At 58.6% G+C, this 22,849-nt stretch carries 25 protein-coding genes; 7 read left to right on the top strand and 18 right to left on the bottom strand.

All coding sequences use genetic code 11. The features are described from left to right. Positions 1-26: 26 nt before the first annotated feature. The 4 genes from Q0X21_RS02695 to Q0X21_RS02680 form a co-directional block, all read right to left on the bottom strand. A complete protein-coding gene (locus Q0X21_RS02695; protein ID WP_297850197.1) occupies positions 27-962 on the bottom strand; it encodes a 4-(cytidine 5'-diphospho)-2-C-methyl-D-erythritol kinase in 936 nt (311 codons plus the stop codon). Continuing rightward, positions 959-1,816 (bottom strand): 16S rRNA (adenine(1518)-N(6)/adenine(1519)-N(6))-dimethyltransferase RsmA, encoded by an 858-nt coding sequence (rsmA, locus tag Q0X21_RS02690; RefSeq protein WP_297850195.1) that lies wholly within the window; start codon positions 1,814-1,816, stop codon positions 959-961. Before rsmA ends, Q0X21_RS02695 begins: the two co-directional genes overlap by 4 nt. Before the next feature lie 11 nt (positions 1,817-1,827). Further along, entirely contained in the window at positions 1,828-2,952 is a 1,125-nt protein-coding gene (locus tag Q0X21_RS02685; RefSeq protein WP_297850193.1) for a resuscitation-promoting factor, read from the bottom strand. A 177-nt stretch (positions 2,953-3,129) separates the two neighbouring features. Next, positions 3,130-3,966 carry a TatD family hydrolase gene (locus tag Q0X21_RS02680; protein WP_297850191.1) on the bottom strand — a complete coding sequence of 279 codons (837 nt, stop codon included), beginning with the start codon at positions 3,964-3,966 and terminating at the stop codon, positions 3,130-3,132. 24 nt (positions 3,967-3,990) lie between these two features. Here Q0X21_RS02680 and Q0X21_RS02675 point away from each other — a divergent pair, with 24 nt between their 5' ends. Both Q0X21_RS02675 and Q0X21_RS02670 read left to right on the top strand, forming a co-directional pair. Next, positions 3,991-4,383, top strand: coding sequence for a DUF3806 domain-containing protein (locus Q0X21_RS02675; RefSeq protein ID WP_297850190.1), 393 nt, complete (start codon positions 3,991-3,993; stop codon positions 4,381-4,383). 206 nt (positions 4,384-4,589) lie between these two features. After that, positions 4,590-5,954, top strand: coding sequence for an HNH endonuclease signature motif containing protein (locus Q0X21_RS02670; protein ID WP_297850188.1), 1,365 nt, complete (start codon positions 4,590-4,592; stop codon positions 5,952-5,954). On the opposite strand, the gene metG is transcribed toward Q0X21_RS02670, so the two are convergent. The 3 genes from metG to rsmI form a co-directional block, all read right to left on the bottom strand. After that, positions 5,948-7,801 carry a methionine--tRNA ligase gene (metG, locus tag Q0X21_RS02665; protein ID WP_297850186.1) on the bottom strand — a complete coding sequence of 618 codons (1,854 nt, stop codon included), beginning with the start codon at positions 7,799-7,801 and terminating at the stop codon, positions 5,948-5,950. The genes Q0X21_RS02670 and metG overlap by 7 nt on opposite strands. Positions 7,802-7,819: 18 nt before the next feature. After that, positions 7,820-9,499, bottom strand: a complete 1,680-nt coding sequence (locus Q0X21_RS02660; RefSeq protein ID WP_297850250.1) for a BCCT family transporter — start codon at positions 9,497-9,499, stop codon at positions 7,820-7,822. A gap of 201 nt (positions 9,500-9,700) precedes the next feature. Continuing rightward, on the bottom strand, positions 9,701-10,546 hold the full coding sequence (gene rsmI, locus Q0X21_RS02655; RefSeq protein WP_297850184.1) for a 16S rRNA (cytidine(1402)-2'-O)-methyltransferase: 846 nt from the start codon (positions 10,544-10,546) through the stop codon (positions 9,701-9,703). 51 nt (positions 10,547-10,597) lie between these two features. On the opposite strand from rsmI, the gene Q0X21_RS02650 reads away from it, so the two are divergent. Next, the gene (locus Q0X21_RS02650; protein WP_297850248.1) at positions 10,598-12,118 is read left to right on the top strand and encodes a dolichyl-phosphate-mannose--protein mannosyltransferase; all 1,521 of its coding nucleotides are present in this window, start codon (positions 10,598-10,600) and stop codon (positions 12,116-12,118) included. On the opposite strand, the gene Q0X21_RS02645 is transcribed toward Q0X21_RS02650, so the two are convergent. Then, entirely contained in the window at positions 12,119-12,733 is a 615-nt protein-coding gene (locus Q0X21_RS02645) for a zf-HC2 domain-containing protein (protein WP_297850182.1), read from the bottom strand. Beyond that, positions 12,726-13,133 (bottom strand): DoxX family protein, encoded by a 408-nt coding sequence (locus tag Q0X21_RS02640; protein WP_297850180.1) that lies wholly within the window; start codon positions 13,131-13,133, stop codon positions 12,726-12,728. The genes Q0X21_RS02645 and Q0X21_RS02640 overlap by 8 nt, the downstream gene beginning before the upstream one ends. Before the next feature lie 34 nt (positions 13,134-13,167). Between Q0X21_RS02640 and Q0X21_RS02635 the strand changes: the two genes are divergently transcribed. Further along, entirely contained in the window at positions 13,168-13,635 is a 468-nt protein-coding gene (locus Q0X21_RS02635; RefSeq protein WP_297850179.1) for a DNA-3-methyladenine glycosylase I, read from the top strand. Here Q0X21_RS02635 and Q0X21_RS02630 read toward each other — a convergent pair. From Q0X21_RS02630 to Q0X21_RS02610, 5 genes are all read right to left on the bottom strand, one after another. Further along, complete coding sequence (locus Q0X21_RS02630) at positions 13,616-14,131, bottom strand: hotdog fold domain-containing protein (protein ID WP_297850177.1); 516 nt, start codon at positions 14,129-14,131, stop codon at positions 13,616-13,618. The genes Q0X21_RS02635 and Q0X21_RS02630 overlap by 20 nt on opposite strands. 46 nt (positions 14,132-14,177) lie before the next feature. After that, positions 14,178-15,227 carry a gephyrin-like molybdotransferase receptor GlpR gene (glpR, locus tag Q0X21_RS02625; protein WP_297850175.1) on the bottom strand — a complete coding sequence of 350 codons (1,050 nt, stop codon included), beginning with the start codon at positions 15,225-15,227 and terminating at the stop codon, positions 14,178-14,180. A gap of 102 nt (positions 15,228-15,329) precedes the next feature. Continuing rightward, a complete protein-coding gene (locus Q0X21_RS02620; protein ID WP_297850174.1) occupies positions 15,330-15,983 on the bottom strand; it encodes a GNAT family N-acetyltransferase in 654 nt (217 codons plus the stop codon). Between the two features lie 2 nt (positions 15,984-15,985). Further along, a complete protein-coding gene (glp, locus tag Q0X21_RS02615) occupies positions 15,986-17,245 on the bottom strand; it encodes a gephyrin-like molybdotransferase Glp (protein ID WP_297850172.1) in 1,260 nt (419 codons plus the stop codon). 9 nt (positions 17,246-17,254) lie between these two features. Beyond that, the gene (locus tag Q0X21_RS02610) at positions 17,255-18,205 is read right to left on the bottom strand and encodes a UTP--glucose-1-phosphate uridylyltransferase (protein WP_297850170.1); all 951 of its coding nucleotides are present in this window, start codon (positions 18,203-18,205) and stop codon (positions 17,255-17,257) included. A 28-nt stretch (positions 18,206-18,233) separates the two neighbouring features. Here Q0X21_RS02610 and Q0X21_RS02605 point away from each other — a divergent pair, with 28 nt between their 5' ends. The 3 genes from Q0X21_RS02605 (at position 18,234) to mscL (ending at position 20,016) form a co-directional block, all read left to right on the top strand. Further along, positions 18,234-18,824, top strand: a complete 591-nt coding sequence (locus Q0X21_RS02605; RefSeq protein WP_297850169.1) for a 5-formyltetrahydrofolate cyclo-ligase — start codon at positions 18,234-18,236, stop codon at positions 18,822-18,824. A gap of 16 nt (positions 18,825-18,840) precedes the next feature. Further along, positions 18,841-19,476 carry an SAF domain-containing protein gene (locus Q0X21_RS02600; protein ID WP_297850167.1) on the top strand — a complete coding sequence of 212 codons (636 nt, stop codon included), beginning with the start codon at positions 18,841-18,843 and terminating at the stop codon, positions 19,474-19,476. Positions 19,477-19,602: 126 nt separating this feature from the next. Next, a complete protein-coding gene (mscL, locus tag Q0X21_RS02595; RefSeq protein WP_297850165.1) occupies positions 19,603-20,016 on the top strand; it encodes a large-conductance mechanosensitive channel protein MscL in 414 nt (137 codons plus the stop codon). Here the strand turns inward: mscL and Q0X21_RS02590 are convergent. The 4 genes from Q0X21_RS02590 to Q0X21_RS02575 form a co-directional block, all read right to left on the bottom strand. Beyond that, positions 20,013-20,210 carry a hypothetical protein gene (locus Q0X21_RS02590; protein ID WP_297850163.1) on the bottom strand — a complete coding sequence of 66 codons (198 nt, stop codon included), beginning with the start codon at positions 20,208-20,210 and terminating at the stop codon, positions 20,013-20,015. The two genes, mscL and Q0X21_RS02590, sit on opposite strands and share 4 nt — an antisense overlap. A gap of 5 nt (positions 20,211-20,215) precedes the next feature. Beyond that, the gene (locus Q0X21_RS02585) at positions 20,216-20,782 is read right to left on the bottom strand and encodes a molybdenum cofactor biosynthesis protein B (RefSeq protein WP_297850161.1); all 567 of its coding nucleotides are present in this window, start codon (positions 20,780-20,782) and stop codon (positions 20,216-20,218) included. Between the two features lie 52 nt (positions 20,783-20,834). After that, the gene (locus Q0X21_RS02580) at positions 20,835-22,028 is read right to left on the bottom strand and encodes a S1C family serine protease (RefSeq protein WP_297850159.1); all 1,194 of its coding nucleotides are present in this window, start codon (positions 22,026-22,028) and stop codon (positions 20,835-20,837) included. An 89-nt stretch (positions 22,029-22,117) separates the two neighbouring features. Then, positions 22,118-22,849: sensor histidine kinase KdpD (locus Q0X21_RS02575; protein WP_297850157.1), on the bottom strand; the 732-nt coding region annotated here is incomplete at its 5' end.

The following is a 22,849-nucleotide window of genomic DNA, read 5'->3' as shown; positions in this document are numbered from 1 at the left end:
AGAAACGTATACCTCCACGAGTTGCCCTATAGCAGTTCCACGCCACCAACAGGCCCGTGCGCAGCGAAAGCCTCAATATCGCCACGAGCTGCAAGCTTATCGACGACGCCCCGCGCCGTTTCCTCATCCGCACACAACGCGGCAACGGTCGGGCCAGAACCAGAAATCATTGCGCGGATCGCACCGGCATCTTCCGCATCATGAATGAGCTGTTGGAGAGACGGACGCAACGCAATGGCGGCTGCCTCCAGATCGTTGTGCATTGCAGCGCCCACCAACTGCGGATCCCCAGATAGAAGTGCTCGCGACAGTGTGGTTGTATCCATGTGCGGAACCATGGAGGCATAGTTAAAACGCAGGTCATCGAGCTTTTCAAACACACTCTTCGTGGACAGCCCGACCTTCGGATTCAGGAAGGCGAACCAGTATTTGCCGCGCCCCATCATGGGCACGAGCGAATCACCGCGCTCGGTACCCAGCGCGATCCCACCCATCTGCGCGAAGGGCACATCAGCGCCGAGCGATGGCAACACCCGGCCGAAAATCTCCTCAGCCAAGGGTTGATCCACATGCGCAATCAATGCGCTGATCGCCTCCACTGCTGCTGCGGCATCGGCAGAGCCACCGGCCATTCCGCCAGCCACCGGGACTGTCTTATCCACGTCCAATCGCAGCGGTGGCAGATCCCCCGCGTACTCGCGGCAGATCAAATCCACCGCTTTCCACGCCAGATTCTTCGGATTATCCAGATCCTCGTCTGGTTCCTGCACGTGATAGGTGGTGTGCATTTCCTTAACGGCAGTGGACGAAGAAGTTTCCCCCTCCAGCGTCGACAGCGTGACCGTTTCTGGCCGGTCGACCGCCATGAACACTGTTGAGAGGTCGTGGTAGCCATCCCCACGCACCTCCCCCACGCCGAGGTGTAGGTTCACTTTTCCGTTGGCACGAGCGGTGAATTTCACTTCTCACTTACCTCCGCAAGACGCACGAAGTCTTCCACAGCGAGCTTCTCGCCGCGCAGCTGCGGATCAATTCCGGCTGCACGCAAAGCTTCCTCGGCAGCTGCGCCCGACCCGTAGATTCCGCTCAAGCAAGCGCGTAGTGTCTTGCGACGTTGTGCGAACGCGGCGTCGATAAGCGGGAAAACTTCCTCCCTTAAGCTGATTGGCCAGCCTTTATCGCGGACGTCGATACGCACGAGCCCTGACTCAATATTCGGAGCAGGCCAGAAAACATTCTTGCCGATATTTCCCGCCTTGCGCACGTCCCCATAAAACGAGGCTTTGACGCTGGGAACCCCATAAATCTTTGAACCTGGATCCGCTGCTAAACGGTCCGCCACTTCAAGCTGAACCATCACCAGAACTCGGCGGATGCTGGGGAGTTCCTCCAACAGATGCAGCAAGACTGGAACGGCGACGTTGTACGGCAAATTCGCCACCAATGCCGTTGGTTCTGCGATCTGCCCTGCTTGCACCTTGAGTGCATCCTGGTTAAGCACAGACAGGTTTCCCGCTGCACCCGGCGCGAATTCTGCCGCTGTCTGCGGCAGCCTTTCCGCCAAACGCGAATCGATCTCAACGGCCTCAACACGGCAGCCGACCTCGAGCAGGCCAAGCGTCAATGATCCCAAGCCCGGCCCGACCTCGAGCACCGTATCGTCCGCGGAAATATCCGCTGCTGCCACGATGCGACGAACCGTATTCGGATCGTGGACGAAATTCTGCCCGAGTTTCTTCGTCGGGGACACCCCGAGTTCATCAGCGAGCGCCCGGATCTCTACCGGGCCGAGTAACTGGATGTCGGGGCTAGTCATGCCCTCCGAGATTAGCGGATCCCCAGGCTCGCGGTGCAGGCAGGCCATGCGCCCCAGCCCTGCCCCTGCTGAACCTTGGAAGCAACGGCGATCTGCTGCTCGCGGGTTGCCAAGTTCGCGGTCGGTGCGTACTCGGTACCGCCATATGCGGCCCAGGTGGAAGCGGTGAACTGCAGACCACCGTAGAAACCGTTGCCGGTGTTGATGGACCAATCGCCACCAGACTCACACTGCGCGAGGGAATCCCACACCGAGCCGCCAGCGACTGCCGGCGCAGATGCAGATTCCTTCTTGCCACGCGCGATGACCGCAGCTCGGCCCTTACGGGTCTCCTCGCGCTTAACGATCTCGTCGGACTCAAACTCACCGTTGACGGTGACAATACGACGAGTGACCTCACGCTTGCCCTTCTCGCCCTCTTCACGGACCTCTTCTTCGCCTTCAGCGAGGTTCTCGTCTTCGACGTAGCGCGGCTCAACGTCGAATTCCTCGACAGCGGTGCGCTGCTCAACATCAACGCGGTCGATCGTGATGTCCATGTTCTCGGTGACCTGAGTGTCCAAGCCCGGGGTCACACGATCATTCGAGTCCACGAAAACGCCGCGGGAACGGAGCAGCTCCGAAACCGTCTGTGCAGCAGCAGCGGTGTAGGTGGTCTGGCCACCATCGTGAATAGCCACGATCTTCGGGGAGGTCAGATCAATGGTCATATTGTCGGTGACCGGCTGATCCTCCGCATATGCATGGCTAGAGCCACCAACACCTGGAAGTTCCTTCAGGAAGTCAGACACGGTCGCAGCCGTGGTGGTGAATTCCTGAGCATTGCCACCATCGATGGTGACGGCGACCGGCTTCGCGGTGCGCACCGTGACGGTGTCACCGGTATTCAGTGCATCCGAGGGTGCTGGGTAAACCAGGTCATGCTCTCCGACCTCAACACCAGCTGCCTGGAGTGCTCCGTCGACATTGCCGGCGAAGGTCGTCAGCTCAATGGGCTCACCATTGACATCCACGGTCACCGATTTCTGGGCGGCGACAGCGGTGGTTGCCCCGCCAATGGCGAGGGCGCCGACAGCGGTCGAAGCGATGACGGCACGAGTGGTCGAAGTCTTGTTAATGCGACGATGACGCGACATAAAGAGAATTCCTCACTGGGGAAGGGAATGAAGAACTTAAATAACAATACGGTAAAGATCGTTCGGTGACCAGAAAATCGATTGACATGTCACCACAATCACCACACAGGCCACGGCAAACTCTCAAGCCACCGCTTACCTGCGAAATTACAAAGGTGTGCTACCTCACAATTTCGGCTACACCCCGAAAACGCGGCCAAAAGTGTCGTTAACCTCAGCAGCCAGATCCTCCACGGCCATTCCCCGCGCTTCCGCGACCACGTGCGCGGTATGCCCAATCAAGGCAGGCTCATTGCGCGATCCGCGGAACGGCTCCGGCGTCATATACGGCGCATCGGTTTCAATGAGCAGCTGCCCGGCCGGAGCCAGCCCAGCGGCCTGACGAAGCTCGTCGTTACGCTTGAACGTCACGTTGCCTGCGAAAGACAGCACATAACCACGATCGATGGCCTCGCGTGCGACGTCGAGAGGCGAAGAGAAACAGTGCAGCATCACATTCTCCGGCTGCGGCGCATCCGCAAGAATGCGCATCATGTCCTCATCACCCTCACGGTTGTGAATCATGAGCGCCTTGCCCGAATCAACAGCCAGCTGAATATGCCAACGGAATGCTTCTTCCTGCACGTCCAGCGGCGCAGTTCGGTCCGGGTCATGCTTTAGCCAGTAGGTGTCAATGCCGGTCTCCCCGATCGCCACGCACCTCTCGTTCGTCGCCATTTCCGCAAGACGCTTACGTGCAGCCTCATCAAGCTCGCCCGCACGCGTCGGATGGATCGCACACGCGGCAAACACGCGCTCATTAAAATGCGCGGCCTGCAAAGCGAGTTCCGCCTCATCAAGTCCGTCACCGACAGTGCAGATGCGTTCAACGCCAGCACCTACGGCGCGCTCAACAATCGCATCCACCTCATCCTTGGTACGTGCACTAGTGGAGGCGAGGTGCGTGTGGGCGTCGATAAGCCCAGCAATTCGCTCGGCCGGAACGGGCGTGGGGCGTGGTTTCTTCTTCGACATGCATTCCAGCCTATCCTCGGGCGCATGACGTTCCACGACATCGATGCCGCTACCCGCTCACAAATCGACCGCGACCTCGCCGAAGCTGCCGTCGCCGGCATCAACGGATCCATCGACGACATCGTCGCCTCATTCGAAGAGACCTTGAGCGAATACCTCGCCCTGGACCCCGATCTACGCCGCACCTACGCTCGCGGCGACGTCGCCCGCACGTACGGCACCGCACTCGGCGACGCGTTCATCCGCGAGCACGGCTTCGAATGGCAATTGCTTATCGACGACTACGGCACCGACCTTGTGGTCACCTCCCCCGACCGAGGGATGTACACCGCTCCCCTGGTGGTCGTGGACACCCGTTTCGAAGATGAAGAAACCGGGAAGTTGACCGCCTTTATCAAGCAGTTCTTGGGAAACTAGCGCACTGCCCTTCACTGTTCGAACACGTTCTCTGGCGACCTGGCAATTTTCTTAAATTTTCGCCCTTCTGTTCGAATAGACACTTATTTCAGCAGGCATGGTTCACCCTATGTGAAAGACTGTTCGCACAACCAAAACACAGTCTCATTTAGGGGGAATCATGACACTGCTGGAACTGCCGGATCGAGCGCCTGGAGGGAGGGGCCATGACGGATCCGTTTTTCGCCACCGAGAATTCGGACGATCCTGATGCTGTCAATGGCATGGCATTGCGGATGGCGTACCACTCGGTTTTCCGCCTCTACGCCGAGGACGGCGAGGAATTTCTCGGGTCTGTAGACCATGACACTGAAATGGCACGCTTGCGTTCCGCCACTGGCCTCCCGCTTCATGAGGTCAAAGCCGGTGTCTACTCCTACATGACACTGAAGGCGTTGCCTCGTCTCCTCAAGCTCCAGGAAGAAACTGCACGCTTGGACCTCTCAAGGTTAAAAGCGATCGACCGTGGCGTGAACATGCTGGGTAACAATGTCGATCCCGAAAACTACAAGCTCATCGATGACATGCTCATCGAACTGTTCACTCCCACGAGGCAGTTTCAGGAGCTGCCCAGCGCTCACACCATCACGCACCGACTGAACAAGCTCATCGGGGACATCGACTCCTCTCTCGCACATGACAAGCGCAAGAGAAAGCAGCGGGAAAGTGCCCCACCCGGCCAGTGCGACCTAGATTTCCATGCCGGCGGGACCCACGGAACTTCCGGCATGACGCTCACCGCCGACCACGCGACGATGGCCATGATCAAAGAGTTCATCCTGGAAGCCGCCAAGGACGAAGACATCACCCCAGTTGAAGCCGTGGTGAAACTGATCACTGGGGAGATCACTCCCCCGGCGGATGTCACGATCTTCGCGTACGCACCGTTCGATGCAGATGGCACGGTCGACGAATCCGCCTCCGCATATGTTCCAGGTTTCGGCCACACCACTGCTGCCGGAACCAACATGGTTCACGGTTCGGAGTCGACCCTGGTGGACCTGCGTCCCGCGAAGGAACACACCGTGACCGGCTACGTTCCGCCCGCCTCAGTTCGCGCCTATGTGCAGGGGCGTGATGGCACGTGCATCTACCCGGGCTGTGACCACCCGGCGTGGAAGTGCCAGCTCGACCACCGCATTCCTTATGAGGAAGGAGGACAAACGACGGCATCGAACCTCTTCTCACTGTGCCAGCATCACCACAACTGCAAAACCGATCGCACCGCGATGTATGTGCCCGATCCGGTCACTGGCGATATCGTTTGGCTCTTCTCGGATGGCACCTACGCGCTTGTTGATCCGGAGGGACTCTTCGCCCGCCACACCACCCCGACGGCACCGCGTTGGCAGTGCACTCTTGATGATATCCAGCGCATCAAGCGGGACCGCGAACAGTTCTTCGCCAAGGGGCACGCGATCTTGGACACATACGACATCGATGGCGATATCGAGGCCTGCGTAGCCGCCCTCCTCGACCTGGAGCAGGAGTACGGCCTTGAATTCCCCTTCTATCCAGAAAGGAGTTACTGAACCGGCGCCCACTCCGGGCCGGTCTCACCGAGCTCCGGATCGAGCTTGGCAATGAGCGGCTTCGGCTTCTCCAGCTTCGTGCCCGGAACGACATCAACTCGGGACCACACAGCCTGTTGGGAGGCGTAATCACCGGTGATCACCGGGTAGGTCTGCCCCTTCTCCGGAAGACCAGCACCGATCAGCTCGAGATCTTCGTCGTCGGTGACTTCCTCAACACACGGGGATGCAGCCCAAATGCCATCGCGGCCGAGAGTCTCGTGAACCTTCTGAGCGGTATGCGGGATGAACGGGGTCAACAGCGCATTGCAGTCGGAGACCACCTGGAGCGCGGTCCACAGCACGGTGGCCAGGCGTTCACGCTGAGACTCGTCCTTTGCCAGCTTCCACGGCTGCTGGTCCGCGATGTAGGCATTCGCTTCGCCGACGACGTGCATCACCTTAGTGATCGCAGCCTTGAAGTGAGCAAGGCTCAGCTCGTGCCCCGCAGATTCGAAGGTCTGGGAGGCAAGGTCGAGGATCGCGCGGTCGACGTCGAGAAGCTCGCCTGGTTCTGGCACCTCGCCGAAGTTCTTGTGCGCCATGGATACGGTGCGGTTGACCAGGTTGCCCCAGCCATTCGCGAGCTCATTGTTCACGCGACGTACGAACTCATCCCACGTGAAGTCGGTGTCGTTGTTCTCTGGGCCGGCGACGGCAATGAAATAACGCAGCGGATCCGGACCGAATTCGGCGAGGAAGTCCTTGACGTAAATGACGACGCCCTTGGAGGAGGAGAACTTCGAACCGGACATGGTGAGGAACTCAGACGAGACGACCTCGGTAGGCAAGTTGAGCTCGCCGAGCTCGTGAACATTTCCGCCCTTCGAGCCCTTACCGGCATAGCCGAGAAGTTCGCCCGGCCAGATCTGGGAGTGGAAGGTGATGTTGTCCTTGCCCATGAAGTAGAAGCCGCTTGTCGACGGCTCCTGCCAGAACTGCTTCCACGCATCCGGGTTACCGGTGCGTGCTGCCCACTCGATCGAAGCAGACAGGTAGCCGACAACGGCGTCGAACCAGACATAGAGCTTCTTGCCCGGATCGTTTTCCCAGCCTTCGACAGGGACGGGGATACCCCAGTCGATGTCGCGGGTCATGGAGCGCGGACGCATGTCCTCAAGCAGATTGAGAGAGAACTTGAGCACATTCGGGCGCCAGTCTTGGCGGGTCTCGAGCCAGGCCTTCAATGCGTCGTGAAGCGATGGCAAGTCGAGCATGAAGTGCTCGGTCTCAACAAACTCCGGGGTTTCCCCATTGATCTTGGAAACAGGGTTGATCAGATCAACCGGGTCAAGCTGATTACCGCAGTTATCGCACTGGTCGCCACGAGCGTCGTCTGCGCCACAGATCGGGCATGTGCCCTCAATGTAACGGTCCGGAAGAGTGCGTCCCGTGGACGGGGAGATCGCGCCCTTGGTGGTCTCCTTGATCATGTACCCGTTGTTGTACAGGCCCTTGAAGAGCTCCTGCACCACCGCGTAGTGGTTACGGGTGGTGGTGCGGGTGAACAGATCGTAGGACAATCCCAGTCCGGCGAGGTCCTCGACGATCTGTCGGTTGTAGCGGTCCGCCAGCTCCTTGACGGTCACGCCCTCCTTGTCCGCTTGGACGAGGAGCGGGGTGCCGTGCTCATCGGTGCCGGACACCATGAGCACGTTGTTTCCCACCATGCGCTGGTAACGCGCGAACACATCGGACGGGACACCGAAGCCTGCGACGTGGCCGATATGGCGCGGCCCATTCGCGTACGGCCAGGCCACGCACACGAGGACATTTTCGGAAGTGGGATTGTGCGGGGAAACAGTCATGTGCCCCAGCATAAGTGACTAATGCTTCGTACCGAACATGCGCTGCCGTTTACGCGCCTTAGCAATCGCATCGCGGTGCATACGACGCTCGACAGCCAGCTGGTGAGCGAAGCGCTGCTGCTCCTTCATATCCAGGTAAATGGTGTCGTTGCTGACATCCTTCACGATCGCGAACATCAGCAAGATCAGGATGACCAGGAACGGTGTTGCCGCAGCAATGGTGACGCTCTGCAAGGAGTCGAGGGCATCGTCGCCACCCGCGATCAGCAGGGTCAGGCCGACTGCCGCAGTAGCGAGGCCCCATATTCCTGTCAGGAGAGGCTTCGGATCCGTCTTGCCGTTCTGGGACAAAGAGCCCATCACCGTGGACGCGGAGTCAGCAGAGGTAATGAAGAAGGTGCCCAGCAGGACCAGGGCCAAAATGCCCATGATGTAGCCGCCTGGGAAGGACTGCAGCAAGTTGAACAGCTGCGCCTCGGAGCCCCCTTCGCTGTAAATGGACTCGCCGATCTGCTCCAGGTGAATAGCGGTGCCACCGAAAATGCAGAACCAGACGGTGGACAAACCAGCCGGGATCAACGTGACACCAAGGCAGAATTCACGAATCGTGCGGCCGCGGGAGATACGTGCCAGGAATGTACCCACGAACGGGGACCAGGAGATCCACCATGCCCAGTAGAAGATGGTCCAGCTACCCAGCCACTCCCCTGCAGTCGAATCAGCGGATTCGGCGGTGCGGGAAGCCATGATGAAGAACTGATCCAGGTAGGACGCGATCGCGGTCGGCAGCAGATTGAGTTGGGTTAGGGTCGGACCGAAAATGAACACGAATATCGCCAACAGTGCGGCAATGACCAAGTTGAAGTTGGAGACCCACTGAATACCGCGACCCACACCGGACATGGCAGACAGCAGGAATGCAAGGGTGAGGACACTGACGATGCCCACGGTGAGCATTGTCGAAGGCGAATCAACCACACCAGATGCCTCCAGACCAGTAGAGATCTGCAAAGCACCCAGGCCGAGGGAACAAGCGGTGCCGAAGATGGTGGCAAAGATGGCGAGGCCGTCGATAAGCCTGCCCAGCCAACCGTCAGCGCGCTTCTGCCCAATCAGCGGAATAAAGGCGCTGGAAAGCAGCTGCTTGCGCCCAAGACGGAACGTGGAATACGCGATGGCGAGGCCAAGGACCGCATAGACCGCCCATGGGTGGAGGGTCCAGTGGTACATGGTCTGCGCCATGGAAGTACCCACAGCATCAGCACTATCCATGCCGGGGACACCGTCGCGGTAGAAAGTCAACGGCTCGGAAGCACCGAAAAACATCAGACCAATGCCCATGCCGGCCGCGAACATCATCGCAATCCACGACATGGTGGTGAATTCCGGTTGCTCATCGGTGGCCCCTAAACGGATCTTGCCGAATTTCGATGCAGCGATCACCATGATGAAAACAACGAACAGGGTGCCAAAAAAGACATACGCCCAGCCGAGGTTCCCAATGACCCAGCTAAACGACGCCGACGAGAAGGCGCTGAAGCTGTCCTTGAAGGCTAGACCCCACACAACTACCGCGACGACGATCGCGGCGAGGGGCCCGACGATGACCCAATCAATAGAGAGGTTCTCATCCTCTGAAGCGAGTTCAACGGCGTCCTCCGGATCGGAGATCGTCTTTTGATTGCCGTGGTTCCTCACATCAAGAAGATCCTGCAGTTCCGCCGTTGCGGGGCGGTTGTGCGCCTTGATCGGATCTTCTGCGTGCGGTTCCGCATCTGGGTCGTGCGGATCACGAATGTTTTCGTTGCTGGTCACTGAAGCTCCTTTCTCACTCCAAAGACCGTAACGAAGATGTGCACTCAGTGCGCTCCAGGGTTCAAGGAGCTGTTCAGGAGCTGTCTAGGAGCTGCGGGCGGCGATGAAAGCGTCGTAAAGCTCGCTTGCCTTGATGCCAGCTCCCTTCGCGACTTCCTTGACTGCGTCTTTCGCGCGCATGCCGTCGTCAACGCGTTGCTGCACGAGGGCGAGCACATCTTCGGGTTCGGCCGTATCCGTTCCGCCATCAATCACGACGGTGACCTCGCCTTTGACGCCCTCCCGGGACCAGTCAGCGAGCTCAGCAAGTGTGCCTCGCTTGACCTCCTCGAAGGTCTTGGTGAGCTCGCGGCACACGACTGCTCCTCGTTCGCCGAGGATTTCCGCGGCTTCCGCAAGAGTGGTCTCAATGCGGTGTGGCGACTCGAAGAAGCACACAGCACGCTTCTCATTTTTCAGAGATTCAAGCCAACTCCGGCGGGCACCAGTTTTACGCGGGGCGAAGCCATCGAAAATGAAGCGCCCCACCCCGAGGCCGGATAGAGCAAGAGCGGTCGTCACAGCAGACGGACCAGGCAAGCACGTCACCGGGATGTCTGCGTCGTGTGCTGCAGCCACGATTGAATGACCGGGGTCAGAAACTAGAGGCATGCCTGCATCCGTGACCACGAGCACCACGGAGTTGCGGGCATCCGTAATCAGCTCGGCGACCCGTTTGTCCTCGTTGTGGTCAAAATTGGAAATGACCTTGCCGCGGATTTCCACCCCGAGTGCTGAGGCAAGATTTCTCGTACGGCGCGTGTCCTCCGCAGCAATCACATCGGCGTGCTCCAACGCATGAACAAGACGGGGGGATGCATCGCCGATATTGCCCAGGGGCGTTGCGGCAAGCACGATGCCGCGTGACGGGAGATTCTGTGATTCCTCCATGCACCTAGCTTGGCACACCCACCGGCTAAGATCATTGCCGTGATTTCAGCCGTGAATTCAACAGTGTCGCGACGACCTCAACCAACTGCACCGGTGACGGTTCCTTGGTCCCGTCGTGACACTGTAGTGACCGCGATCATTGCCGTGATCGCCTTATTCACACGGTTTGTTCGTTTGGGCGCCGCAGAATCCGACGGCACCCCTGTTTTTGATGAGAAGCACTACGTGCCCCAGGCATGGGATATTGCGCGTTCCTGGTTCAATCCGGTGCTTGGCGGTATTGAATCGAACCCGGGCTATGGCCTCGTCGTGCATCCGCCACTGGCGAAACGGATCGAAGCGCTCGGCGAGATGGTCTTCGGGTACACCCCCCTCGGTTGGCGTTTCATGGCTGCGCTTTTTGGATCCGCGGTCGTCGTGTTCACCATGCTGCTCGCACGACGTGTATCGCAATCATGGCTCATTGCGCTTTTCGCCGGCATTTTCGCGCTTTGCGACGGAGTGTTGCTGGTCATCGGCCGCTTCGGCATGCTCGACGTGTTCATTCTCCTTTTCGTGGTCGCCGCCGCTTGGACGCTGGCTGGCGATATGCGCCAAGTTCACCAGCGCTTCCACGATGCGTATGTGGAAGGTGAGATCAACCCTCGACTGGGTTTTCGGTGGTGGCGTTTCGCCACCGGTGTATTGCTCGGGTGTGCTCTGGCGGTGAAGTGGTCGGGCTTGTACTACATCGCATTCTTCGGACTGCTTTCGTCCTTCTACGACCTGTGGTTGAGAAACCGTTATGGCGTGAAGCACCCAGTGCGAGAAACGCTTTTGAAGGATGTCCCGTCCGCGCTCGCCTCAATCGTGCTGATTCCGGCGTTGCTCTACGTCTGGTCGTGGCGCGCCTGGTTCGCCTCCGAAACAGCTGTCTACCGCCACGCACTTTCCGACGGCACGATTGCCGATTCCGACTGGCCTTGGCTAGCCAAACTGCCTGAGGCCGTCGCGGGGTGGTTCTACTACCACTTCTCAGTCCTTGATTTTCACTCCCAGCTGACGTCTTCTTCAGGGCATTCTCACCCGTGGGATTCCAAGCCCTGGTCCTGGCTCGTCGCCGCCCGCCCGATTCTGTATTTCTCGGCGAACACCGATGATTCTCGTCGCATGATCTACCTGTTCGGCACACCTGCAATCTGGTGGTTAACGGTGCCGATTCTGCTCTGGGCAATCTGGGTGTGGATCACACGCAAGGACCGTCGCGTGATCCTGCCACTCGTCGGTTTCGCCGCTGGATTCTTGCCCTGGCTAGCTGCCTTCGATCGCCAGATGTACTTCTTCTACGCCGCTCCTCTCGTCCCCTTCACCATCGTGCTTTTGGCGATCGCTGTCGGGGAACTGACGAAGCGAGGCAAACCAATCCCGCAGGCGCAAAAGCTCGTCGGGCCACTTACTTCTGGTCAGCTCGCCGCAATCTTTTATGTGGCCGTGGTGATTGGGATGTTCTTGTACTTCTCGCCGATTCTGTACGGCATTTCAATCCCGAACAGCTTCTACAACCAGATGATGTGGTTGCCGAGCTGGAAATAACTAGATCGGCCGGGCGTTGAGCACTCGCAGTGGGTTGCCGTAATCGATCACCCAGGTGCATACGAGAACAGCGCACGTGACCAGCAATGTGGCAAGCTGCGCCCATGGTGCCGCTCCCCCGGAGATGGCCTCCAGCACCCCGAAGCCGAGGCTGAAGCCGAACATTGCACCAACGATGAGCAGGACCCCTGGGATTTGGCTGGGCTTCCACGCAACGAAAAGCAAGGACACCGCAATGCCGACGCGCACGGAAGCTGAACTGATATCAGGGTCCCCGGAGGCGAGCAGACGACCAGCCCACACGACATAGACGAACGCCAGGATCATGAGAAGCACGCGGCAGAAAGACATCAGCACGACACGGCGGGAAGAGACGCGACGGAATTCGTCTTGCACCCCGGCATAGATGGCTTCAGACAGGCCATCTGGCGGCGCCAACGATCCATCAGCTTCCACGTAGCTCAAGGAACGCGACAGCTGCAGGGATTGCTCCCAATATTCTTGGCATTCCGGGCACTCGGCCAGATGGGCATCGACGACGTCGTTGTCGATGCCGGCTTCTTCACCGTCGATACGCGCAGAAAGCGCAGCTTGAACATCGCTATGGTCAACCATCGATCAACACCTTGTCCAAACTGGCACGCCCCGCACCAAAGACCACGACCAGGCCGAGCAGCGATGCAAGCACCAGCGGGTATTCGAAGCCACCATTCTCAGCAAAGAATCCGGCATGAAGATGGATGAAATAGCTAGCCGTGAGTGCCATCAAAGCCAGCATCCCTGCCACGATCGTCGTCAACAGCCCAATGATCAGCAGCGCACCACCGACGAGCTCAAACGAGCCAGCAACGTAAGCGGCCAGACGTGGTTGAGGGATTCCCGCCGCATCAAATTGCTGGGCGGTGCGCGCCATTCCAGTTCCAATCCAGTGCTGGTAGCCCCGCGCGATGAATACGACACCGAGCACGAGACGCGCCACAAGCAGGGCGAAATCGCGGACAGCAGGGCTATTCATGAGTTAAACACTACAACGTGGAACCTTTTGGGCGGTGACAGCAGTCAAAGTAAGTATGGAAACAGCACTAAAGACAACACCAAACACAGCACCGCTTATCGACGACAAACACGCCTTTGAACTGCTCACCCTAGAAGTATTCCTGCCAGGGTTGTCCTGGGGGCTCATAGAGAAAAAGCGCGAAGCACTGCGGGATGCCTTCTGCGACTTCGACCCGGAACTGATCGCCGAGTTTGATGAAGAAGATGTTGAGTATCTACTGAGCAACCCCAAGCTCATCCGTAATCGCCGCAAGATTGAAGCGGTGATCACTAATGCAAAAGCCGCAGTGGCAATGCGGAAAGATCAGTCATTGTCTGAGCTGATCAACTGGTATCTCGAAAACGACGACTTTAAAGACGGGTTGTCTTTAACTGCCTATCTACGGCCGTTGGGCTTTGTGTACATCGGCCCAACGACCATGGATGGGATGATTGCGATGATTACTTCTTCTTCGCAGTGACCCACACGTCGATCTCGGCGGTGATCGGCTCCACGCCGGCATCGTCGACGATCTCGCAATTAATGGTGACCAGCTGGCCGCCGGTCTCGCGTGTGATCGTGTCAAAGTCCGGGAAGTCTGCAGTTGCTGTAATCGTCAGTCCGCCAGTGGACTTCGCCGGGTAATCCGCACGCATGCCACGCGGGATCCAACGGTGAGTATCCGGCACGGTCACCTCACACAGCAGCCCCATCGCTGCCTCTGCACCATTCAGGCCCGCGATGACGTGGAAGGTACCGATGTGGTTCTGCACGCCCCACCACTTGCCCAGGCGAACAACACAGCGACCGGGCTCAGCGAGCTGAACACGCGGCATGACCGTGCGAAAATAAGGAGCCTTAACGGAATAAAACGCGGAGAAGATCAGTCGCTTGAGCTTTGTATCGCTGAATTTCTCCCACAGCTGAGCGGACTTTCCAGGATTATTGTTCACAGAAGTAGAAAAAGAGGTCGTCATACCCGGCGATATTACCGGGCATGACGACCTCTTATTGGCGAAAAAACTAAGCGATTTCGCGGACGCGCTCCGTCTCATGGCGCGGGCTGGTGTACGTGGGCAGGTTGGCAAAGTCCGCGCTTTCATCATCAACCTCAACCACCACGGCACCCGGGCGTCGCATGTGCGGCGGAACCGGCGCATCCTCAGCAGCGGTCACAACACCGAGACGTGCGCGGCGCAGCTGCCGCACGCGACGTGCCTGCAGTGCACGCTCCTGCTTCACTGTGGTGCGCAGCGCGGTGAGGAACCATGCCAGCAGACCTGCTGCCGCTAGCGGCGCCAGCCAAGCCCAGCCACCGGAAACAATTCCGAAGACAAACGAAATACCGAAGACGACTACCAGGCCGAGCAGCGTGCGCTGCCGGCGACGGAAGCGATCCTCGCGGACACGCTTCGCAGTCTCCGGATCCCAACCACCACGGCCACGACGCGAACGAGCAAAAGCGATTTCCTCGTCAGTCGGCTCAGTGTCGGCCTGCTCAGTGTCGGCCTGGTCAGTGTCGACTTCTGCCTCCGGCACTACTTCCGGCTCCGCGTCATCAATGGAGACGATAGTGGAATACCCGTAATCCTCTGGGGAGAGGTAGGACGCATCGAGTTCGTACTCGGTGTCAGAATCGGCGTCAGATTCAGTGTCAGAATCTGCGTCAGAATCAGTGTCGGTTTCTACATCGAGTTCAGTGTCGGTCTCGAGCTCAGCTTCTGCTTCTTCCGGTTCGACGACTTCGCCGTCAATGGGCTCTTTGCGGGTGAAGAGCTTCTTCAGGGAGGTGGAGCCATCGGTGTCGTCGATAAGCACTGCTTCGTCTTCGGCGACGGCGTCCAGCACTTCGTAATCGTCGCTGTCCTCGTCGAAGCTATGAATGTCTGCCTTGGTCACGCGCGGACGGCGACGCGCCTGCAGCAAAGTGTTTCCTTCATGCAGGACACGGGTCTCGTCGTAGCCCTCACCGGAACGACGGATCGGCTTAGAGTCCCCCAGCACCATTGGGGCGAGAACGATCGCCCACACCACCACGATGAGGACGATGATCAGGCTCAGGCTGCCGGACATGTGCCACGACCTTTCTATTTTTCGGGCAAAGTTTCCACGCTGAGGTTATCTACGGAAACGATCGTGATGAGCTACCCACGCCGCGAAAAAACAGGCGATTTTCTAGATCCACAAACGGCCCTGCGCAGCGAGCCTTTCAGCCGCTGACCCAGGCAGGTCATCAATGTTCTGAGCCACGAAATGGTGGTCGCGCCACGCACCGTCGATGTGAAGGTTTTCCCGCAAATATCCCTCAGTGCGAAAGCCTGCGTTGGAAAGAACTTTCCCGGAAGCGGGATTATCCGGCAAATATGTTGCGGTGACACGATGAAGGCCGATCCGGGCAAACGCATGATCAACCCCAAGCGCACATGCCACGGTGGCGATTCCGCGGCCAGCCAAACGCGAATACACCCAATAGCCAATCCAGCACTCCCCGATCGCACCGTGCTGAATATTTCCGAGCGTGACCTGGCCGATGAACCGGCCATCAAGCTCAATCGCGAGTGGCACCACCATGCCGTCGAGGGCGAAACGACGGAGATTCTGCCAATTCAAACGCCACGCGAAAGGCGAATGAGCATCCTCCCATGTGCCGCGAACAGTGGGTTCGACCGGACGGAGAATTGCTTCGTCCTCAATGCGCATGCGGGCCCAGTCTTTGCCGTCCTTTTTAGACAATGGACGCAGGCGGAGCGAATGCCCGCCGGGAATATTCACCGTCGGCGTCGACTCCGGCCAGCCGGGATGATTCGCCCGGCCGAAAAAACTGAACATATTTAGGACCGCTGCTGCAAGAAAATGACGTCGACGATATCGCCGGGACGAACTTCAGAGACGTCCTCCGGAATCCGGATCATCGCATTTGCTTCCGCAAGTCCCGCCAACAGGTGGGCCGGGCTGCCGGAGACGCCACCGATGCCATCGACCAGATAGTCATGGGTTTCCGCATCGCGCATGAGACGTGCACGAATGAAACCAAGACGGCCCGGGATCGACTCGATCCGGCCCAAGGCACGAGCCTTTACTGTCCGGCGGGTAGGCACACGCTTACCCAGCGAGGTCCGGATCGCGGGACGAATCAAGGATTCAAAAACAACGAGTGCACTCACTGGATTCGACGGCAGCAGGAATACCGGAATGCGGTCCTCGCCGATCAAACCGAAGCCCTGCGCAGAACCAGGGTGCATTGCCACGCGGGTGGTATCAATATCGCCCAGATCCCCCAGCGCTTCCTGGATCGGCTTCGCGCTCGAACCACCGACAGCGCCAGTGATGATCATGAATTCGCTCTTCTGCGCCTGGATAGCCAGCTGCTCTTTGAGCTTGCGCGGCTCAGCATTGATGATGCCGACGCGGTTGATATCTGCACCAGCATCCTTCGCCGCGGATGCCACCGCATAGGAACTGACATCGAAGACCTGGCCAAGGCCTGGTTTACGGTCAATATCGACGAGCTCAAGGCCATACGACATGACCGTGACGCGGGGACGCGGGTAAACGAGCACCTTATCGCGCCCGGTCGCAGCCAACAGGCCGATCTGGGCAGGACCCAACACAGCGCCAGCACGAACGGCGATATCTCCCGGCTGAATATCGTCGCCCTCACGGCGGATGAAATCACCCGAACGCACCGGGCGGTGCGGAGTGACGCGCTTGCGACCACGGTCGGACCATTCGAGGGGCAACACAGCGTCGGCAAGCGTTGGCAATGGTGCGCCCGTGGCTACGCGCACGGCTTGGCGCGGCTGAAGGCGCAGTGGCTTCTGCGATCCCGCTGCGACTTCGCCGACGACAGGGAGGGATGCTTCCGGTGCGGGTGATTCTTCCTTGTGCCCAAGACTCTTGCCACCGCCGACATCAACGGCGCGTACGGCATAGCCGTCCACCGCGGCCTGGGGGAAGCCCGGCAACGGCGCAGTCGCCTGCACCTCCTCAGCACACATCAAGCCGAGCGCATCAGTAATGCCAATCCGAATCGGCTCAGGTGTCATCGTGGCATCGATGATCATGGCGAGGTGGTCGTCGACACTGCGCATGGTCCCCTCCTAAAGGATGTCCGGGTTCTCCGCCTCGAAGTCCGCCACAATCTGTTTGATGGCCTTGTACAGCGCCGGGCCGTACTTCTCGTGGTGCAAACCGAAATCGACGTTAGCCGGAATATAACCAGCAGGATTACCAAGGTCATGGCGCTTGCCATTGTGAACAACCACGTGGACCGGATGACCTTCGTTGATCATCAGCTCAATGGCATCGGTGAGCTGAAGCTCGCCCCCCTTGCCCGGCGTGATCCGACGCAGCGCATCGAAAATGTCACGGTCAAGCAAATAGCGGCCGGTAGCGACAAAATTCGACGGGGCATCAGCCGGGTCCGGCTTCTCCACCATCCCCACGACGCGCTTGACGTCATCGCCCTGGCCGTCAACCTCACGGACATCAAACACGCCGTAGTTGAACACCTCTTCCGGGCTGACCTCAAAAGCACACAGCACAGACCCACCGAGTTCAGCGCGAACAGCCGCCATCTTCTCCATCACACCGGTCGGCAAAACCAAGTCATCAGGCAACATGACAGCGACAACATCCTCGTCATCATCGAGGACGGATTCAGCACACCCGACCGCGTGACCAAGCCCCAATGGCTGTTCCTGCACGACAGCTTCAGCAGTGATGATCTCTGCGGCGCGAGCAACCTTCTTCGCTTGTTCGTCCTTGCCGCGCTTCAAGAGAGTGTTGCGCAGCTGATCAAAATTGCCGAAGTGCTCCATGACTTCGCCCTTGCCCGGCGCGGTCACAACAGCAAGGCGTGCAGCACCAAGCTGGGCTGCTTCCTCAGCAATCAGCTCGATGCCTGGGGTGTCAACAACAGGCAGTAGTTCCTTCGGGACGGTTTTCGTCGCCGGCAGGAACCGCGTGCCCATGCCGGCAGCCGGCACGACGACGGTCTTCACAGCTGCGGTCGAATCGGCAGCGTGTTGGCCATGGTCAGAATTCTGCATGAATGTGCAGTTTACCTACAATGAGGCCGTGTTCCGTGTAGCCCACTCCGCAAACAAGCGACCGGTTTCCAAAGCTGAAATACGTACCCTCACTCGTCAGCGAAGAGCAGCAGGTGAGCATGAGCTTATCGACGCTACGTTGATCTCCCATCTCCTTGATTGGCTCGGATCCGCCACCCGTGTGGCCGCGTATTCCCCAATGCCCGGGGAGCCAGGCGGTGCTGATTTGGTTGCATCCCTCGCGGAAAAATATGAGGTGTGGTTGCCAATCACCCCAAAGAAGAGCGAACTGCGTTGGGGGCTTTTTGATGGCGAGCTCCACCAAGGCGCACATTTTGGGATTTGGGAACCAAAGGGCCCAGGCGAAGCTGATTTAAGTTCGCTTGAACTTGATGCGGTGCTTGTTCCCGCACTAGGGATCGACCGCTCAGGAGTGCGACTTGGGCAGGGCGCCGGTTATTACGACCGTGCGCTGGCCAAGGTGACGTGCCCGATCATCGCAGTTGTCTACGACGATGAACTGCACGAAGAATTGCCCAGTGAGCCGCACGACCACCCAGTGGATGGCGTAGTGACCCAATCAGGATTTCAGTGGCTGGGGAACCATAAAGGGCAGTAAGACAGTCCAATAAGGCATGGGCTTTATTGAGAATGCTGCCGAATTTCTTCGCACCCCAGGCTACCGCCGGTCCGTAGTGCTACGCCGCTGCGCGGCAGTCGTACTCGTTATTGCTGCCGGGGGCTATGCGCTGCTTGATCGCGCTGGTGCTGATTCCGGTGTTGTCGTTTTCACTCGTGATGTTTCCCCGGGCGATGTCATTGGCAGTGATGATGTCGCGGTGAAACCCCTGCCGAAAGACATAGTGCCGGATTCCGTGATTCCGTCGATAGCTGATGCCGAGGGACAAGTGATCGCGTCGCATGCCTCTGCCGGCGAAATAGTCACTGCTACTCGGCTGCTCGGCCCAGACCTCGTCTCAGCACTTGTTGGTGATAAAGCTGAGGGCTACACCATGGTGCCGGTGAAACTCGCAGACCCTGATGTGATTCCAATGCTCCACCACGGCAACCACGTTTCCGTGGTGACTGCTGGCGATGGGTCGGCTCAAACGGTCGCGGAATCCGGGATTGTTGTCAGTACTGGTGCAGAGGAAGATGAAAACAACTCAGGCGTGCTACTGCTGCTCAAGCACGAAGATGCAGAAGCTGTCGCTGCTGCCTCGTTGACTTCGCCACTCACCGTGGTGCTTGGAGTGAAAAGCGTCACCTAGCTGATGGAAGATTAGTTCGCTGACATTTCTACAAACTTTGGCGCACAATAATGGCTTTTACCTGCTTGATGTAGTAATTTTTCCCGAGTACTTAGAATCTTAACCCCATTAGGAGGGACCCCTACCATGCTTCAGGGCTTCAAAGACTTCATCATGCGTGGCAACGTCATCGACCTCGCAGTCGGTGTTGTCATCGGTGCTGCGTTCACCGCAATCGTGACTTCGTTCTCCGACAACATCATCAACCCGCTGATCAACTCCATCGGTGGCGCTGATTTCTCCGGCTTTGGCTTCAAGATCATTTCCGGCGACGAGTCCACCTTCATGGACTTCGGTGCACTGCTCACCGCAGTTATCAACTTCCTGCTGATCGCTGCAGTTGTCTACTTCTTCATCGTTGCACCGATGAATAAGCTCGACGAGCAACAGAAGAAGCGCAAGGGAATCTCCCCGGAGGCTCCGGCCCCGACCGAGCAGGAGCTGCTCAGCGAGATCCGCGACCTTCTTGCAGAGGGCAAGAACCCGCAGATCAAGGGTTAAGAACCATGATGGGGTGGTCGCTCTTCTTCATAATTAGCGGCCGCATCTGATTCACCATCATCCGACGGCTCGTCTTCAAAGAGGACAATTCTTTCGCCGTCACCAGCGGACTGTCCAGTATCTGGGCGGTCCGCTTTTCTGTCGTAATCCACGTCGGCGATCCGTGTCGCCCGACGCCGTGCGCGTGCAGCCATATCCCCTACTGCACGCTGTACTTACGAAGTTCGCTGATCAAGTGGGCAACCAGCGGCGCAATGGTGGACATGCCATCACGAATCGCGGCACGAGACGGTGCTAGATTCACAACCACTGTTGAGCCGGAGACACCGCAGATGCCACGCGAGGTGCACGCATCAACCGCACCGCACGCCTGCCCGGAGGAGCGGACGGCCTGACCAACGCCAGGCACCAACTGGTCGATAACAGCACGCGTCGCCTCTGGTGCCTTATCGCGTGGGCCAACACCTGTACCACCGACCGTGACCACCAGGTCGACGCCACCGACGACGGCGGTTTCGATCACCTTGCGGATCTCGGACTTCTTCGACTTCACGCTGACCACACCGTCGACCTTGTAGCCCATTTCCTGCAGCAGCTCGAAGACGAGCTGATCAGTGCCCGGTGCGATTGCGCCACCCCGCTTATGGTCACTGATCAATACAGCGAGCGCACACGGCTGAGCAGGCACCTCCACTTCAGCCTCAGTGGCGAGCAAGAAAGCCTCATCCGGCTCGTGCAGGTCTAGCGCATCAAGGGTGTCAGACATGATCGGGCTCCTGGTGGGCGTGATTGGTGGGAAGTTTTGTCACTTAGAAAATCTACTCGGAACTTAGAGTCACATCTACCGTTCTGGTTTCTTCAGAATCTCGGCTCTGCACCTGCAGCTTCACTGTCTCGCCGAAATCGAAGGAGCGAGTAGCCGCAACGAGCGCGTCAGAGGACTCAATCGGTCGGTCATTGATGCGGGTGACCACATCGCCGGGCTTAAGTCCGCCTTGTTCCGCTGGGCTGCCTGGCTGCACCGAATTGATCAGTGCGCCGCCGCTGGCGTGGCGGATATCCACCTCAACACCCATCAGCGGTTGGCGGGCACTGCCCTCATTGATGAGTTGGTCAGCCACTCGGCGGGCGAAATTAGACGGAATAGCAAAGCCCAAACCGATCGAACCGGCCTCACCTGATGCACCCTGGGACAGGGATGCGATCACGGAGTTCATTCCGATCAAGTGGCCATTCATGTCCACGAGCGGGCCACCAGAATTGCCCGGGTTGATCGCAGCGTCTGTCTGAATGCCATCCATCAGCGAGCTTTCGCCACCGCCTTGCGCAGCACGTACTGGGCGGTTGAGAGCGGAGACAATACCAGTAGTCACGGTGGCAGACAGGCCCAATGGCGAACCAACCGCTACGACCGACTGACCCACAGCCAAGTTGTCTGAATCGCCGAATTGAATCGTGGGCAGGTCTTTTACACCTTCGATCTGGATCACGGCGATATCAGTGTTCACATCGGAGGCGATGAAGGTGGCGGGGTGCTTCGTGCCGTCGTTAAGCGTGACGCTGATCTTTGCCTTGCCATCTGCTGCTTCGCCGACTACGTGGTGGTTGGTGAGCACCTTGCCGTCGGAGCTGATGATCGAGCCTGAGCCTTCTGCCCCACCCGCGAGTGACGCGACCTCGATGGAGACAACAGCCGGGAGGACCGATTCGGCGACCTGCTCGACAGAACCATCTGGTGCCGGTGGCTTCTCTGTCTTGACCGGCGCGTCGAGAGCGTTCTCGTTCTTGCTCACACCGATTTCTGGCTGCTGGGAAGAATCATCGCCCGCAAGGCTCACCGCTGCATACCCACCGCCGATGCCAGCGACGAGCCCCGCAACGAGCGAAAGGGCAATCGCAGTACCTGCCCCGATCCCCTTTTTCGCTGAACGCGCCGGTGGTTGTGCACCGTAATTATGCGGCGGAAATGGCGCTCCGAAACCAGGGTTATTGGGGTACTGAGGATTAGTCATGATCGGTGATTATCCTCTCCATCGCTGTGCCAGTTCTCTTTAGCTTCACCGCTTTATCGTAATGGTTACTGCGTAATCACTGTGAGCTATCACTGTGAGGGCGAGACGGGCCAGCCGGGGAACACGACACGGATGCGAGTACCGCCGTCATCGGAGCTCTCAATAGAGATGGTGGCGCCATGGCGATTGAGCACTTGATGGGCGATCGACAGGCCCAATCCCGAGCCTGGCATCGCGCGCGATTCGGATGAGCGATAGAAGCGCTCAAAAACCTGATCACGTTCTTCGACTGGAATGCCAGGCCCCGAATCATCAATGATGAGCACTGCGCTTCGCTGCGCAGCACGCAACGACACACGCACTACTCCACCGGGTGGCGACCATTTTGCCGCATTGTCAAGGAGATTCACGGGCGCACGTGACAGTGCAGCGCTATCAGCCCGCATCATCCAAGGGTCCGCGTGGAAGCGGAAATACACATCCGGGCGGCGACGCTGCACGCGGTCCAGCGAGTCTGCAAGCAATGTATCCAAACGGACCGGCTCAAATTCTCTGGACACGTCATCTTCACGCGCGAGATCAACCAAATCTCCGATGAGCTCTGAGAGCTCCTCCATCTGCGCGTTCACGTCGTCCTCGAGCTCTTGGAGCTCCTCTTCCGGCAAATGCGCCATCTGCCCTGAACGCTGCAGCATCATCAGCAGTTCAATATTCGTGCGCATCGACGTCAAGGGCGTGCGCAATTCATGTCCGGCATCAGCCACCAATTGGGCCTGGCGCACGCGCGATTCTTTGAGCGAGGCCATCATCGTGTTCAAGGA

Source organism: uncultured Corynebacterium sp. (genome assembly GCF_947253065.1).
Taxonomy (GTDB): Bacteria; Actinomycetota; Actinomycetes; order Mycobacteriales; family Mycobacteriaceae; genus Corynebacterium.
Note: the sequence above shows the minus strand (reverse complement) of the source record. Positions and strands in the feature narration are given on the sequence as shown.